The organism is Pseudoalteromonas sp. BSi20429 (assembly GCF_000238895.1).
Classification (GTDB): Bacteria; Pseudomonadota; Gammaproteobacteria; order Enterobacterales; family Alteromonadaceae; genus Pseudoalteromonas; species Pseudoalteromonas arctica.
Genome location: NZ_BADV01000029.1, coordinates 15,946 through 30,891 on the forward strand (window position 1 = coordinate 15,946; position 14,946 = coordinate 30,891).

Here is a 14,946-nt window from a genome sequence, read left to right on the forward strand (position 1 = left end):
GATTGACCTGTCCTTAAATGACGTGCATTAATATGGGCAACAAAAATAATAAATTAAGGATGTTGTATGGGATTGTTTTTTTCACCACGTAAATTAATCGTCAAAAGTGTACTGGTTTTACAGTTCACTACTTTTAGTGTTTTGGCGCAGCCTTTAGCGCAAAGCGCGGTCGCAATGCCTGACTCGTTCAGTGCCGATGCTGCTAAAAGTATATTAGAGCAAGGCGGTAATGCTGTTGATGCGGCTATTACGGCACAATTTGTACTTGCAGTGACGCTTCCTGAAGCCGGAAATATTGGCGGCGGGGGATTTATGCTTATTCAAAAAGATGGCAAAGGCGATTTTATAGATTATCGCGAAACAGCGCCAACAGCGGCTCATCGTGATATGTATTTAGATGAGCAAGGTAATGTTATTGCAAACAAATCAATATATGGCATTCACGCAAGCGGTGTACCTGGCAGTGTAGCGGGTATGTGGCTTGCCCATCAAAAGCATGGCACTTTAAAGTGGGAAACACTAGTACAGCCTGCTGTAACGTTGGCTGAGCAAGGGTTTGTTGTTCCGCCTAAGTTAGCAAAAGGTGTGAGCAATTATATAGCCCACCTAAAAGAGCAAAAAATAAATGTAAACTTTGAAAAATATTTTGCTGATGTAAAAGCCAATAAAGTCTTTAAGCAACCCGAGCTAGCGGCAACGCTAAAGCGTATTCGTGATAACGGCCAAGATGGATTTTATAAAGGCGAGACTGCAAATATTATTGCTAAATTTATGCACCAGCATGGTGGTATTATTAATCAAGATGATTTAAAAAATTATACCGCTAAATCACGTACACCCATTAAAGCGAATTGGAATGGTTATGAAGTACTTACTTCGCCACCGCCGAGTTCAGGTGGTATTGCTATTTTACAGTGGCTCAAAATGTATGAGTTACAAAAACCAGATACAGGCTTAGCGCATAACTCGACTCAGTATGTGCACTTACTTTCTGAAATAGGTAAACGTGTATTTGCAGATAGAGCAGAGTATTTAGGCGATCCTGATTTTTTTGATGTTCCAGTAAACGCGTTAACTAATATTAACTACCTCAAAGAGCGCAGTAATGGCATTTCGTTAACCGCTATCTCGACTACCGAAAATATTAAACCGGGCCTTAAAGAAAGTGAGCAAACTACGCACTTTTCAATCGTTGATAAAATGGGTAACGCTGTAGCAAATACCACCACAATAAACTTAGGGTTTGGTAGCGGTGTCGTTGTTGAAGGTGCTGGATTTATTTTAAATGATGAAATGGACGACTTTAGCGCCAAACCAGGCGTTATGAATGTGTTTGGTGCAATAGGCGGTAAAGCTAATGAAATACAGCCACACAAGCGTATGTTGAGTTCGATGACACCTACAATACTACTTAAAGACAACACCGTTAAAATGGTGACAGGCTCGCCTGGTGGCACAACCATTATTAGCTCTGTGTACGAATCTATCTTAAATGCAGTAGAGTTTGATATGAGTGCAGAGCAGGTTGTAAATAGCCCTCGTTTTCATCATCAATTGTGGCCTAAAAATATAATTAGAACGCACATTGGTTTAACCGATAGCGTAAAAGCAGAGCTTACAAAAATGGGTTACACCATAGACGAGAGACACTTTGGTGACTTACACGTTATTATTAATAAAAATGGGCAATTAGATGCTGCTTCTGAAGCATCAGGGCGCGGTAAATCAATTGTTTTTTAAATAAAAAAATACCGCGCTTTTTAGCGCGGTGTTTTAAACAATAAAAATTATTGAGTATCAATTAAATCTTCAACACCCACTATTAGCCATGGAGCATCGTCTGAAATTAGACGCTCTAAGTGCCAAATTTCTAAAATAGGCTGTTCTTTTTTATCGCCTAAATCACGGTACTTACCTTTAAAGCGAACGCTAGCCTGCCACGATTGCGCGTTTGTATCTGCGCGCACAAGTTCGGCATCAATAAACATCACTTCTGTTTCTACGCTTTGTATAGCTTCACGTTCAGCTTTAAATTCGGCAACAAGTGCAGGGCTTAAGTATTCAGCCATTGTGGTGTAATCGGCATTGTTCCATGCAGTTTGTAGCGTATGGTAATGACTACGGGCACCTTGCAAAAAGCCATTAACGTCAAAGTTAGGTGGTAAATTAAAAGGGACACTTTCACCTTGTGGGGCGTTGTTAGCAAAGCCTGTACTTGTTGGTTGCTCGATAGGTGCTTGTTTAAAAGCATTTTGCTGAGCACTTGTACCTGCACTGGTATTTGCAAGTTGTGGGGCACGATTAGTACGTAAAAAGCCTGTTACTAGCTTAAATAAAATAAATAGTCCGCCAGCTAATAAAATCATTTCTAATAGCTGAAAACCTTCAAAATCGTCGCCTAACATTGCTGCAATTAAGCCACCCGCTAAAAGACCACCCAAAACGCCAGCCATAATGCCTTTTTTATTTGATGTGGCTTTAGGTGCTGCTGTTGGGGTTGTTGTATCTGCTTTTTGTTTTTGTGCTGTTTGTTGTGTTGCAGGAGTTTGTCCACGTTTGCTACTGCCAAACTTTTTACGTGCGTGTGCATCAAAACTGGCAGTACATAATAATGCCAATAATGAAAAAATAACGATGATGTTCTTCATGAAATTCCCTAATTAAAATCGAGCCGCGATTATAATTTACTTTCTTAAGGAGTTTAATTAATTACTTTAAAAATCAGAGGTTTTGGGTATAAAAGAAAAGGTTTGTTGGTGGGTACATAATCAAAAAACCGCTTAGTAGGGACTAAGCGGTAAATTTGTTTATTTTAAAGCCAACGAATAGCGCCAGTAACGCGTTCGTTATAAGTATTTAGAGGTGCTCCAACACTTGCCACTAAAATAGTATCTGCTTGTGAGCCTCGGTTAATATGACCTTCAAAGCGCTCGTCTTTGAAATTATCATCGCCAAAACCAAATGATTTATTTTCAGAAGGTACTATAAATACCGTCATAGGACCAAAGTCAGACTCAAATATCAAATGTAGCCCTTTTTCGCCTTTAAAATCACAAAACATAGCGTAAGTTACATCACCAGGAAGCTCATCAAGATGACCACCTAATACTGCAAGCTTGTCGTTAACGCTTTGTAGGCTAATGGGCTCTTTTTTATCAAGCGCACTAATTTCGTAGTACACATGGGCAAGCGCATGCTCACCCGCTTCGTGTGCAATATTTTGCTCTGTACTAAAAAAGAAGGCACTAATAGCCACTACAAAAGATGCAGCTAATGCAAGATGCACGCGGTCAAGCTTAAAACGCGAGCGGGCATCAACTACATTTTTTCCTGTTGCTTGCTCTTCTTGTAGTGCTTTTTCTTTTAACGATGTGTTTAAAAGAATGCGGTCTGCAAGGTTTTCAGGCACAGGTATATCTAAAGAGTCTTGAATAAATTTATCAAAATCTTTCATATCATTAATAAAACTTTGTCGCTCTGGGTTATTGTTAGCAAACTCCATGAGCTCCTTGTCAATGTCGTTTGGCTGCGCAATAGTGCGGCGACGAAACTCAAGTTCATCCATTATTTTGATGCCCCTTTAAGTTGTTCATCATCACGGCTTAAAGCCTCTTTAAGTTGATTTCGGGCACGGTATAAACGAGTCATTACCGTGTTTTTATTTAAATTAAGTATGCCTGCGATCTCTTCGCCAGAGCAGCCCATTACAACTTGTAGTAATAATGGCTCTCGGTATTCATCAGATAGCAGGGCAATCTGGCGTTGGATAACCGTTTGCTCCATTTCATCATCTAATGAGTGGCTGGTTTCATCAACAAGCGTATCGTTTTCTACGTCGCTGTAATCAAACTGTTTACGTTCAAATCGGCGCGCATTTTCTCTTCGTAATATAGTAAGCAGCCAAGGTTTAGCTGCCTTTTGATCAAGTAAAGAGTCGAGAGAACGCCACGCGCGTAAAAACGTTTCTTGTACTAAATCATCTGCTATGTGCGGATCACGGCATAACCAATAAGCAAAGCGATAAAGCTCTTTATTGTAAACGTGGACCAAGGCTTCATAACGCTTTTGTTTCTCTGCCATATCGATTAAGACCTGATTGTTTGATTTTTTCTTTCCAAGCATAAGCACTTTTTTAATTAAAAATTATTATTTATTGCAAAAAAAGACCTGAGTATCGTAGTTATTAATCATAAAGGTCTTTTAATACAGCTTGTTGCGACTTTGATGCTTGAGTTTGATAGTTCTCAAGAATTTTAATAATAGCATTAAGATCCGTGTTTGCGCCTTTATTACTATAAAGTTGTGCCTGCAATTGGCTAATGAGGCCATTAAGCTCGCTGCTCTTTACGCGATAGCAAAGCTCATCAATAGCGCCAACATTTTTGTGAGTCACCTTTACAGAAAAACTATTTAATGCGGTGTAAAAAGCTTTCACATCGTTCGTTTTAGCGAGCGTTTTAAGCTCATTTAAGCTCGGCTGAGAAATATCACGGTTGTTTGGTTGTAATTTCTCAGTCGTATTTTTAGTAGAACGGGTCATTAAGTAAAAAATTACAGTACCAATCCATAAAATATACCCTAAAGTGGCAACAACTATTAACCAAAGAGGAGTATCACTTTTAGTTTCAATACGTTGTGTGCCTGTCGCTTCATTCGAAATATTTTCAATAGCAGGTAAATTGTTTGGGTTTGATTGTGGGTTTGCCACGGCGGTATTAGGTGCGGTACTACTTGGCGTTACCGTTATAGTGCGCTTTGGCAATGTAGCTACGCTAATACGGTTCATTTTAGTATTAAACCAAGGCAGCTGTATTTCAGGTAAAGTGTAAGTACCTGGTTTTTGCGGCAGTAATGCATACGATGCAGTTTGCTGCGATACAACGCGTCCGTCACGTACTGCATTGTTATTTTCTTTTTTATCAGGGTAGCTGCGTATGCCATCAATGGTAGGCATAGAGATTTCAGGTAATTGCTCTTTTGTAACCCCAAGCGCAGTAAGTGTAATAGTACGTGTTATAGGCGTACCGACTTCTACGGTGTTGTCGTTAGGTTGCCATTCTTCATCAAGACTAACCAGCTCGCTTGGTAACCATGCACCTTTATAATCACTCGGAATTGGTTTAATTTCTATTTGCTGATCGTCGCCAAGAGCTGATACCTCTAATTGACGATAATTTTGTTGTACTCGCCCTTGAAAAGCAGGGCCTGCAATAGTATACGCACCACTTTTTTGTGGCTGAATCAAATACTCGCGAGTAATAACAAGGTAGCGTTTACCATCAACAAGCTCATAGCTTTCAGTTTGTTTACCCAATTGGGTTAGCTGAGCATCTTCCATACTTGGTGTGCTTAAGCTGCCATCAAGCAGCTCTTTCGCAAGGTAAAGCTTAATAGTGTAAACACCGGCTTCTTGCACAAATAATGAATTACTTGAGAGCGACGTTTTTAAAAATATTTCGTTATTTTTATCTGCATCAACTGAGCGTTTTGCCACTTTTAATTTAATAGGCTGTGAGGTTAACCCTGCAACGCTAAATGCAGGAATAGTGTAATCACCCTCTGCACGGGTCATTAATTTAACTGACCACGTGGTTTGTTTATTAATGCTGCCATTAATAATGTTGGTACGAGAACTTAAGCTTGTTGGGCCTACCACAAAGTCTTTTAACAGCGATGAGGTGTCTGGTTGCTCGCCTTTAACTGTATCGTCTACGGATATATTAAGCATAAAAAATTCACCCGCTAAAACAGGGTTTTTATCTACGCTGGCTTCTAATTTGGTGGCAGCCCACGAAGGCATCGCACTTAATAGCAATAAACAGCAAAATAATCGCATTACCATGATTTTTCGACTCCTGTAGGGCGACGTTTATATTGTCTTTTTTGGGCTTCTAATTGCATTTTATTCCGTAATAAAATAGCCGGATCGTCCGGGACTTTTCTAAGTAGTTGATTAAGCTGTTGTGCTTTTTCTTTTTCTTCATTAGTGAGCTCACTTGCTTGGGCTTGCATAGCTTGTTGCTGAGCATTTTGTTTTTGCTCATCAGTAGCAGGTTGCTCATTCATTGCTTGTGGCTTACTTTGTTGCTGCTCGTCTTGAGGTTGGTCAGCGTCTTTATTTTGCCCTTGCTCACTTTGTGGCTGAGCTTGCATATCAGGTTCATTTTGCTTGTCTGATTGCTCGCCAGGCTCACCTTGTTGATCTTTTGATTGTTCAGACTCTTTATCTGATTCTTTATCAGATTTTTCATCGCTTGAGCTTTGACTTTCGTTTTCGCCTTTTTCAGAATCGCTTTTATCACCATTTTGTTGCTTATCCTGTTTTGACTCATCAGAATTTTGCCCTTGGTTTTGCTCATCTTTTTTCTGGCTATCATCTTGGTCTTGAGAGTCGTCGCCGTCGCTTTGCTGATCTTGCTGGTTTTGTTGCTTTTGTTGATTGAGTAATTGTTCAACTAAAGCTTGGTTGTCAGTTGCTTGTGTAAAGTCGTCTTGTAAGGTTTGGGCTTGTTTGTAGGCTTCAATGGCGTCCTCAAGCTTGCCAGCTTTGGCGAGGGCATTACCGTAGTTGTATAAACCGGTAGCCGACTTATCATTACTAAACTCATTAAGTGCAGCATCAAAATTACCTTGCTGGTAAAGCGCCGCGCCTTTTAATTCACTCGATTGCGCCTGTGTTGCTGCATCGTATTCTTTATTATTGTAAGCCTCTAATGCACGTTGATCTGCATTTTGCAAAAGAGTAGGGAGCTCTACGGCATACGCATTTTGCTGCGGTAAAAAACCAAAAGCTAAAAAAGCCCCCAGCAAGGCAGCGCGTCTAAATAAATACAAGCCAAATGGCAGTAATAACAAGAGTCCGTATATACCTGCATCTATTCGCCAAAGTGCGTGGCTTTGTTTTTCGTCTTTCAATAATTCACTCTGTGCATTTGGGGCAAACGTATTTATGTCGTTATTACTAGGCTGGTAACTAGCAAATTTACCACCACTGCTCGATGCTAAATTTTTAAGCTGACTGGCATTGAGAGTAGGTACTACAATTTGGCCGTATCTGTCTTTCAAAAAACCACCTTCAGGTAACTTAATTGGAGCGCCTTGAGCGGTACCCACGCCATATATATTTAATCTATATTGGGTGTTACTGGTAAAGGTACTCACGTCGCTTTGTTCTTGCTGGTCAATACCGTCGGTCACTAAAATAATGTCGCCATCAATATAACCCGCTTGCGTTAATAGCTCTTTGGCCATATCAAGACCGGCTAAAACGTTTGAGCCTTTGTCTGGCATTATTTCAGGGCTTAAGCTTGGAATTAAATTACTGAGTGTTGTGGCGTCGTTTGTTAGCGGCGATATTATATAGGCTGTGCCTGCGTAAGCTACAAGCGCGGTATCACCTTCTCTAAATAGCTCAATCATATCAAGCGCTTTAAAGCGTGATTGCATTAAACGATTTGGTAAAATATCGGTGCTGTACATTGAGTACGACATATCCATAACAATTACACGGGCACTTTTACTTTGAAATACAGGAACTTGTTTTTTCTCAAAGCTAGGCCCAGCACTAAATAAAATGCCAAGGCTGCAAAACAAAGCAACTAACCAAAGTGGCTGGCTGGCTTTAGTGTTTGCTTCGCTCATTATAAATTGTGCTAAATGCGGTGCAATTAGCTGCTCACTAGTCGTTTTTTTATGCTTAATTAAGGCGACAAAAAATAATGCCACAGCAGGTATGAGTAACCATAAAAGAGCGGGGCGAATAAATTCAAAATCCATTAGTTTGGCTCCTTTAATGCACGCAGTGTACTAAGCATTACTTTTAAGCTAATAAGTAAAATAGCGATAAGTAACGGGTAGTAAAATAATGAGCTTTGTGGGCGGAATGTTTGTTCATCAGCGCTAATAGGTTCAAGTTTATCAAGCTCTGCGTAAATTTGTTGAAGGCCTGCTACATCTTTGGCCCTAAAGTATAATCCGCCAGTTTGCTCGGCAATCTTTTTAAGTAAGCTTTCATCTAAACTACTGCCACTAGAGCCACCCATGTTAAAGAGGCTAAAGCCGCGCGGATTATCTGAGCCAACGCCAATGGTGTACACTTTAATACCTTCCTCGCGAGCTAGCAGCAGAGCATCTTCTGGGTTTAAATTACCAGCGGTATTTTGTCCGTCGGTTAATAGCACCACAATACGGTTACTCTCATCTTTATTGGCAAAGCGTTTTACTGAAAGACCCAATGCATCACCAATGGCTGTTGCGCGTCCTACTAAACCAATTTGCGCTTCACTGAGCATTTTACTTACTGTTTTAACGTCGCGCGTGAGCGGGGTTTGTAAAAACGCGGTGTCGCCAAATAATATCAGCCCAAGCCTGTCGCCTTGACGCTGCTCTATAAAATCACTGAGTACGGCTTTTACCATGGTAAGGCGGTCAACATATTGGCCATTGTAAGCCATGTCTTGCTCGGTCATTGAGCCTGATAAGTCAACTGCTAACATTATATCGCGCCCTTCATTTGGTAATGAGATTGGCTCATCTAACCATGTTGGATTGGCAGCGGCAGCAACAAGTAATAACCAAATTACCCACTCGAAAGGATTTAAACGTCGTGCGTGTGGCTCAATGCTTTGACTGGTTAAATTGTGCTTTGCAAAACTGGGTATACGTAAACGCGTACTGGCATTACTTGCTGCGGGTTTTAATAGTAAAAGTAATAAAGGTAAGGGTATTAATAAAAATAACCATGGCCAGCTAAATTCAAACATTTACTGACTCCTTTATTTTAAATTGCTTAATACCTTGGCGAAATTTTTCGCACAGTGTTGTATCTTTTTGGCTGGGGTTATACAAGCTTAGTATTTCTTGTTCTGTAAAGCTCAAACTGGTAAGCGTATTAAGTGTTGTGCACCATTTAGAGGTAGATTGCGCAGCAAGGCGCTTGTCGTAATATTCAATCACTAAACGTTTTAAAATAATATGCAGTTGCTGAGGATTTTGCTCACTTTGGCTCAATTGTATTGCGTAGCGTTTAGGCTTTTTAAATTTATGTTTTTTGTAAAATATATAAATAGCTGCGCACAGTGCTAAAAACAGCAGTGCAATAATAACCCACCAAGCAGGGGCGAGTGGCCACCAATTAACTTGGCTTGGCGCTATTATATCGTGCAGGCCATCGAGTGGATTGGTTTGCATGGTTATTTTCTCACTAATTGCAGCTCAAGCGGTGTTGCTGCATTGAATGATATTAAATTAAGACCCGATTTAGTTAAGCGATTAAAGCGCGTACTAAATGCTTGCTCAGCATTTTTAGCAAAGCGTTCTCTAAAGCTGTTATCCATTAATGGTAGGGCAAAGTCTTGACTATTTGCATTAACGGTGACTGCTTGCTTAAACGCAGGTAACTGATGCTCAAATGGATCGCTTATGTGGCAACCAATCAGCTCGCAGTGGCGGCTTAATATTTCGAGTTGCTTGAAGCTGGCATCATCCAGAGCATTAAAATCAGACACTAAATACACTAAGCTGCCTGGTTTTGCTAAATGGTTAAGGCGCTTTAGGTTATCGCTAAAGTTGTTAGGGGCTGTTTTATCAATGTTGTTGAGTGCTTGCTGGTGGTTGTCGCATAAATTATGACAAAGCTTAAGGACGGCTTTTTCACGGGCGCTGGGCTTTAGCTCCAAATGCGAGTGCTGATTAAACACAATACCGCCAATTCTATCGCCGCGCTGACACGCCGACCATGCAACAAGAGCGCTTATATGCGCAGCTTGCACCGACTTTAATAGTAACTTTGAACCAAACAGCATTGAGTTAGAAAAATCAGTAAATACAAACACAGGGCGCTCTTTTTCTTCTTGAAAGAGCTTTGTGTGAGTCTCGCCGGTACGCGCAGTAACTCGCCAATCAATAGAGCGAATATCGTCACCTTGCTGATAATGTCGGACTTCGGCAAATTCCATTCCTCGGCCTTTGTGCGGTGCAAGGTATTGCCCTGTTAAGGTATTTTTTATTTTTACCTTAGGGGCAAGTTCAAGCAATTGCGCTTTGGCTTTGTAATACATCAGCTCCTTGAGTGCTAAATTAACACCGTGGCTATGGCTCTGTTTGAGCCATGCTTGGGATTCTAATTGTTTTTGCATAACTTATGGTACGGCTACAAGTTCAACTATACGGCTTATTACTTGATCTTTAGTAATGCCATCGGCTTGGGCTTCGTAACTTAAAATAATGCGATGACGCAGTACGTTATGCACAACAGCTTGAATATCATCAGGTGCTACAAAGTCACGGCCTTGAAGCCATGCATGAGCACGAGCACATTTATCAAGTGCTATTGTTGCACGCGGACTTGCACCAAACTCAATCCAGCTACCTAGTTGCGCATCTAATTTAGCGCCTTCACGGGTGGCAATAATAAGTTGTACTAAATATTGCTCAAGCGGCTCTGCTAAATAAAGGCCTAATATTTCTTTACGAGCTGCAAATAAATCGCTTTGACTAATTTTTTGCATTACTGGTTGTTGCTCGTTAAGCGCTTCGCCGCGTGTTAAACGCAGTATATCAAGCTCATGCTCTGCGCCAGGGTAGCCAATACTTAGGTGCAGTAAAAAGCGATCCAGCTGGGCTTCTGGTAACGGGTAAGTCCCTTCTTGCTCTAGCGGGTTTTGTGTTGCCATAACTAAAAATAGTTCGCTAAGCGGATAAGTGTTTTTACCAACGGTCACTTGGCGCTCTGCCATGGCTTCTAATAGTGCTGATTGCACTTTGGCTGGTGCACGGTTAATTTCGTCAGCTAAAATTAGGTTGTGAAAAAGAGGGCCTTTTTCAAATACAAACTCGCTAGTTTGTTGGCGGTAAATATCGGTACCTGTTACATCAGCCGGTAATAAGTCTGGCGTAAACTGTACGCGCTGAAACGATCCTTCAATACCTTTAGCAAGTGCATTAACTGCACGTGTTTTTGCAAGCCCAGGAGGGCCTTCTACTAATAAGTGACCATCAGCTAAAATAGCAATAAGTAGCGCTTGTGTAAGCTCTGGCTGGCCAATGATTTGTGTATCTAAGTACGTTTTTAATTGTGAAAATGCGTTAGCTGCCATAATAAGTGGACTGTCCTCGTCAGCTGGGTTTGTACCTAATAGTGTTAGGTGATAAATACTGACCTATTTATAAGGTTTATAATTGGGTAACTCAAGAGTTAGACTGTATTTTTTAAAATAGTTCGTTATTTTTTAACGATTTTTAGCGTACCACAAAACTTTGTAAATGCGTCTAAAAAAGCCTATTGTGATAGTCGTAATTAAACACTATTTGTATAAATTTGTGTTTATCTATTGGCTTTAGTACACGGGTTGTTTAGAATCGAGGAAAACAAACAGGTCAGACCTGTCAGCGGGAGAGCATAAATGTCTGAGCAAAACATACTAAAAACACCAAAGGGCGACCGTATTGCCATAGTTAGCGGCTTACGTACACCTTTTGCAAAGCAAGCAACAGCGTTTCACCATGTACCTGCACTTGATATGGGTAAATTGGTGGTTAACGAAATGCTTGAACGATTAAATTTCAACAAGTCAGAAATTGATCAACTTGTATTTGGTCAAGTAGTACAAATGCCAGAAGCGCCAAATATTGCACGTGAAATTGTATTGGGCACAGGTATGCCGGTATCGGTCGATGCATATTCTGTATCGCGCGCATGTGCTACCAGCTTTCAGGCTATTGCTAATGTAGCTGAGTCTATTATGGCGGGATCTGTAAGTGTAGGTATTGCAGGCGGCGCAGATTCGTCATCAGTACTGCCAATTGGTGTTAGTAAAAAGCTAGCAGGCAGCTTAGTTGATTTAAATAAAGCGCGTACGCTTGGTCAACGCTTAAAAATATTTTCAAAACTGCGTTTAAAAGATTTATTACCAGTGCCTCCTGCAGTTGCAGAGTACTCAACAGGCCTTTCAATGGGGCAAACTGCTGAGCAAATGGCTAAAACACATAATATTAGCCGTGAAGATCAAGATGCGTTAGCGCATCGTTCTCACTCACTTGCAACGCAAGCATGGGCTGATGGAAAGTTAAAAGATGAAGTAATGACGGCGCATTTACCGCCATATAAAAGCTTTATTTCAGAAGATAACAACATTCGTAAAAACTCAACGGTTGAAGGCTACGCCAAGCTTAAACCTGTTTTTGACCGTCAGCACGGTACTGTTACCGCGGCAAATGCAACACCATTAACTGATGGTGCAGCGGCCGTACTTATGATGAGCGAAAGCAAAGCAAAAGCACTTGGTTACGAAATACTAGGTTACGTACGTAGCTTTGCATTTTCGGCAATTGGTGTAGAAAAAGACATGTTAATGGGCCCAGCTCATTCAACGCCTATTGCACTGGATAGAGCGGGTATTACGCTTGCAGATTTAGATTTAATTGAAATGCACGAAGCGTTTGCATCGCAAACACTTGCCAATATGAAAATGTTTGCTTCAGACAAATTTGCACAAGAGCATTTAGGTCGCAGCAAAGCAATTGGCGAAATTAACATGGATAAGTTTAACGTTAACGGCGGCTCTTTAGCATATGGTCACCCATTTGCAGCGACAGGTGCACGCTTAATTACGCAAAGCTTACACGAGCTTAAACGTCGTGGTGGCGGTTTAGCATTAACAACAGCGTGTGCTGCTGGTGGTTTAGGTGCAGCCTTTGTATTGGAGAGCGCGTAATGACAGATTCAGTATTTAATTTAGCGGTAGATGAAAATAAAATCGCAGTGGTAACGATTGATGTGCCGGGTGAGAAAATGAATACCCTGCGCAGCAGTTTTGCCGATGATTTAAAAGCGTTACTAGAAGACGCTAAGTCGCAAAATGTAAAAGGCATGGTATTTATAAGCGGAAAAAGCGATAACTTTATTGCTGGCGCCGATGTAAAAATGCTCGATAGCGTTCAAAAGCGTGAAGATGCTTTAGCTATTAGCGAGCTATGTCATCAAGCGTTTTTTGATATGACAAAATTGCCATACACAACAGTAAGTGCGATTCATGGCGCTGCATTAGGTGGTGGTTTAGAGTTTGCTTTAGCATGTGATTACCGTGTTGGTACCGACAGTGATTTAACAAAAATTGGCTTACCAGAAGTGCAACTTGGTTTACTTCCTGGTGGCGGCGGCACCCAACGCTTAACTAAAATTGTTGGTATTCAAAAAGCACTAGAGTGGATGCTAACAGGTAAACAGATTCGCCCTACGCAAGCTAAAAAAGCAGGTGTGCTTGATGACTGTGTACCGCACAGTGTGCTGCTAAAAGTTGCAAAAGAATTTGCGACTAAGAAAAAGCCACAAGCAAAAGAGCCAAAGCTCGACAATATTAGTAAATTACTAGAGTCAAACCCGTTTGGTCGTAACTTTATCTTTAAAAAAGCAAAAGAAAACGTACTTAAAAAAACGGGCGGGCACTACCCAGCACCACTAGCTATTATTAAAGCAGTGCGAGCTAGTGTAGAGCTTGATGAGCTAAAAGCGTATAAAACAGAAGCTGAAAGCTTTGCAACACTTGTAATGAGTGACGAATCGAAAGCGCTTCGCGGTATTTTCTTTGCAACCACTGAAATGAAAAAAGAGTGGCGCAATGATGACGCACCCGCAATAAGCAAAACTGCTGTTTTAGGTGGTGGACTAATGGGCGCAGGCATTGCGCACGTAAGTGCTGTTAAAGCTAAAGTACCGGTACGTATTAAAGATGTAGCAGAGCAGGGCATTAGTAATGCAATGAGCTACACCTATAAAATTTTAGATAAGCGTCTTAAGCGTCGTATTATGTCTAAAGCTGATGTGCAGTTAACGATGAACCGTATTACAGGTACAACTGACTACAGTGGCTTTAAACACATTGATTTAGTAATAGAAGCGGTGTTTGAAGACCTTGCACTTAAGCAAGGTATGGTTGCAGACGTAGAGCAGCAATGCCAAGCAAATACAATTTTTGCAAGTAACACGTCATCATTACCAATATCGCAAATTGCAGCGCAGGCAGCACGTCCTGAAAATGTAATTGGCTTGCATTACTTTTCACCAGTGGAAAAAATGCCATTAGTGGAAATTATTCCACACGAAGGTACGTCTCAAGAGACCATTGCCCGCGTTGTTAACTTTGCACGTAAGCAAGGTAAAACGCCAATTGTTGTAAAAGACATGGCCGGTTTTTACGTCAACCGTATTTTAGCGCCTTACTTAAACGAAGCTGCTAACTTAATGTTAGCAGGCGAGCCAATTGAAAAGATTGATGCGGCGCTTGTTGAGTTTGGTTTTCCGGTAGGCCCGCTGGCTCTACTTGATGAAGTAGGTATTGATATTGGCTCTAAAATTGCCCCAATTCTTGAAAAAGAATTAGGCGAGCGTTTTAAAGGCCCTGATGCATTTATGCGTATGATTGATTCAAAACGCCTTGGCCGTAAGTCTGGTCGTGGTTTTTATGAATACGATAAAAAAGGCAAAAAGGTTGATGAGTCAGTTTACGAACTATTGGGTGTTACCCCGGCTCCACGTTTAAACAAGAGCGAAATTGCTAAGCGTTGTGTATCGCAAATGCTTAACGAAGCAGTACGCTGTTTAGATGATGGCATTATTGCCAGCCCACGTGATGGCGATATCGGTGCAATATTTGGTATTGGTTTTCCACCATTTTTAGGTGGCCCGTTTAGCTATATGGATAAATTAGGCGCAAGTAAAATAAGCTCTGATATGTCTACATTAGCTAACAGCGATGCTAACTTTGCACCATGTGAATCACTGGTAACAATGGCAAGCTCTGGTGCTACTTTTTATAACGCAACACATGTTGAGGTTGTAGCTCCTGAAGTACAAAGCACTGAGTCACAAGAGCAAAGTGTAACTGAGCCTGAAGTTATTAAAGAGATTGAAACGAAAGAATAAAGTTTCTGCTATCTAAAAAAACCGAC

General features: G+C 41.0%; 12 protein-coding genes. 3 read left to right on the forward strand and 9 right to left on the reverse strand.

Annotated elements, in window-relative coordinates; genetic code table 11:
* Nucleotides 1–66 precede the first annotated feature (66 nt).
* Nucleotides 67–1,740, forward strand: coding sequence for a gamma-glutamyltransferase (gene ggt, locus P20429_RS13100; protein WP_007582003.1), 1,674 nt, complete (start codon nucleotides 67–69; stop codon nucleotides 1,738–1,740).
* 47 nt (nucleotides 1,741–1,787) lie between these two features.
* Here the strand turns inward: ggt and P20429_RS13095 are convergent, their stop codons facing one another.
* From P20429_RS13095 to P20429_RS13055, 9 genes are all read right to left on the reverse strand, one after another.
* Nucleotides 1,788–2,648 (reverse strand): Tim44 domain-containing protein, encoded by an 861-nt coding sequence (locus P20429_RS13095; protein WP_007582004.1) that lies wholly within the window; start codon nucleotides 2,646–2,648, stop codon nucleotides 1,788–1,790.
* 164 nt (nucleotides 2,649–2,812) lie between these two features.
* The gene (locus P20429_RS13090) at nucleotides 2,813–3,565 is read right to left on the reverse strand and encodes a DUF3379 family protein (RefSeq protein ID WP_007582005.1); all 753 of its coding nucleotides are present in this window, start codon (nucleotides 3,563–3,565) and stop codon (nucleotides 2,813–2,815) included.
* Entirely contained in the window at nucleotides 3,565–4,122 is a 558-nt protein-coding gene (locus tag P20429_RS13085) for a sigma-70 family RNA polymerase sigma factor (protein WP_032827217.1), read from the reverse strand. Before P20429_RS13085 ends, P20429_RS13090 begins: the two co-directional genes overlap by 1 nt.
* A 61-nt stretch (nucleotides 4,123–4,183) precedes the next feature.
* Nucleotides 4,184–5,842, reverse strand: coding sequence for a BatD family protein (locus P20429_RS13080; protein WP_007582006.1), 1,659 nt, complete (start codon nucleotides 5,840–5,842; stop codon nucleotides 4,184–4,186).
* Complete coding sequence (locus tag P20429_RS13075; protein ID WP_007582007.1) at nucleotides 5,836–7,776, reverse strand: VWA domain-containing protein; 1,941 nt, start codon at nucleotides 7,774–7,776, stop codon at nucleotides 5,836–5,838. Before P20429_RS13075 ends, P20429_RS13080 begins: the two co-directional genes overlap by 7 nt.
* Nucleotides 7,776–8,762 carry a VWA domain-containing protein gene (locus P20429_RS13070; protein ID WP_007582008.1) on the reverse strand — a complete coding sequence of 329 codons (987 nt, stop codon included), beginning with the start codon at nucleotides 8,760–8,762 and terminating at the stop codon, nucleotides 7,776–7,778. Before P20429_RS13070 ends, P20429_RS13075 begins: the two co-directional genes overlap by 1 nt.
* Nucleotides 8,755–9,189, reverse strand: coding sequence for a DUF4381 domain-containing protein (locus P20429_RS13065; protein ID WP_007582009.1), 435 nt, complete (start codon nucleotides 9,187–9,189; stop codon nucleotides 8,755–8,757). Before P20429_RS13065 ends, P20429_RS13070 begins: the two co-directional genes overlap by 8 nt.
* Before the next feature lie 2 nt (nucleotides 9,190–9,191).
* The gene (locus P20429_RS13060; protein ID WP_007582010.1) at nucleotides 9,192–10,136 is read right to left on the reverse strand and encodes a DUF58 domain-containing protein; all 945 of its coding nucleotides are present in this window, start codon (nucleotides 10,134–10,136) and stop codon (nucleotides 9,192–9,194) included.
* A 3-nt stretch (nucleotides 10,137–10,139) separates the two neighbouring features.
* Entirely contained in the window at nucleotides 10,140–11,096 is a 957-nt protein-coding gene (locus P20429_RS13055) for a MoxR family ATPase (RefSeq protein WP_004335627.1), read from the reverse strand.
* Nucleotides 11,097–11,402: 306 nt separating this feature from the next.
* Here P20429_RS13055 and fadI point away from each other — a divergent pair, with 306 nt between their 5' ends.
* Both fadI and fadJ read left to right on the forward strand, forming a co-directional pair.
* The gene (gene fadI / locus P20429_RS13050) at nucleotides 11,403–12,713 is read left to right on the forward strand and encodes an acetyl-CoA C-acyltransferase FadI (RefSeq protein WP_004335629.1); all 1,311 of its coding nucleotides are present in this window, start codon (nucleotides 11,403–11,405) and stop codon (nucleotides 12,711–12,713) included.
* Nucleotides 12,713–14,920 carry a fatty acid oxidation complex subunit alpha FadJ gene (gene fadJ, locus P20429_RS13045; RefSeq protein WP_007582011.1) on the forward strand — a complete coding sequence of 736 codons (2,208 nt, stop codon included), beginning with the start codon at nucleotides 12,713–12,715 and terminating at the stop codon, nucleotides 14,918–14,920. The genes fadI and fadJ overlap by 1 nt, the downstream gene beginning before the upstream one ends.
* The last annotated feature ends 26 nt before the right edge of the window (nucleotides 14,921–14,946 follow it).

What these genes read in the sequence shown, in the direction of transcription:
- P20429_RS13065 (WP_007582009.1), bottom strand. Translation starts at nt 9,189, where the DNA reads ATGCAAACCAATCCACTCGATGGCCTGCACGATATAATAGCGCCAAGC.
- P20429_RS13080 (WP_007582006.1), bottom strand. Translation starts at nt 5,842, where the DNA reads ATGGTAATGCGATTATTTTGCTGTTTATTGCTATTAAGTGCGATGCCT.
- P20429_RS13060 (WP_007582010.1), bottom strand. Translation starts at nt 10,136, where the DNA reads ATGCAAAAACAATTAGAATCCCAAGCATGGCTCAAACAGAGCCATAGC.
- P20429_RS13070 (WP_007582008.1), bottom strand. Translation starts at nt 8,762, where the DNA reads ATGTTTGAATTTAGCTGGCCATGGTTATTTTTATTAATACCCTTACCT.
- P20429_RS13090 (WP_007582005.1), bottom strand. Translation starts at nt 3,565, where the DNA reads ATGGATGAACTTGAGTTTCGTCGCCGCACTATTGCGCAGCCAAACGAC.
- P20429_RS13075 (WP_007582007.1), bottom strand. Translation starts at nt 7,776, where the DNA reads ATGGATTTTGAATTTATTCGCCCCGCTCTTTTATGGTTACTCATACCT.
- P20429_RS13095 (WP_007582004.1), bottom strand. Translation starts at nt 2,648, where the DNA reads ATGAAGAACATCATCGTTATTTTTTCATTATTGGCATTATTATGTACT.
- ggt (WP_007582003.1), top strand. Translation starts at nt 67, where the DNA reads ATGGGATTGTTTTTTTCACCACGTAAATTAATCGTCAAAAGTGTACTG.
- fadJ (WP_007582011.1), top strand. Translation starts at nt 12,713, where the DNA reads ATGACAGATTCAGTATTTAATTTAGCGGTAGATGAAAATAAAATCGCA.
- P20429_RS13055 (WP_004335627.1), bottom strand. Translation starts at nt 11,096, where the DNA reads ATGGCAGCTAACGCATTTTCACAATTAAAAACGTACTTAGATACACAA.
- fadI (WP_004335629.1), top strand. Translation starts at nt 11,403, where the DNA reads ATGTCTGAGCAAAACATACTAAAAACACCAAAGGGCGACCGTATTGCC.
- P20429_RS13085 (WP_032827217.1), bottom strand. Translation starts at nt 4,122, where the DNA reads ATGCTTGGAAAGAAAAAATCAAACAATCAGGTCTTAATCGATATGGCA.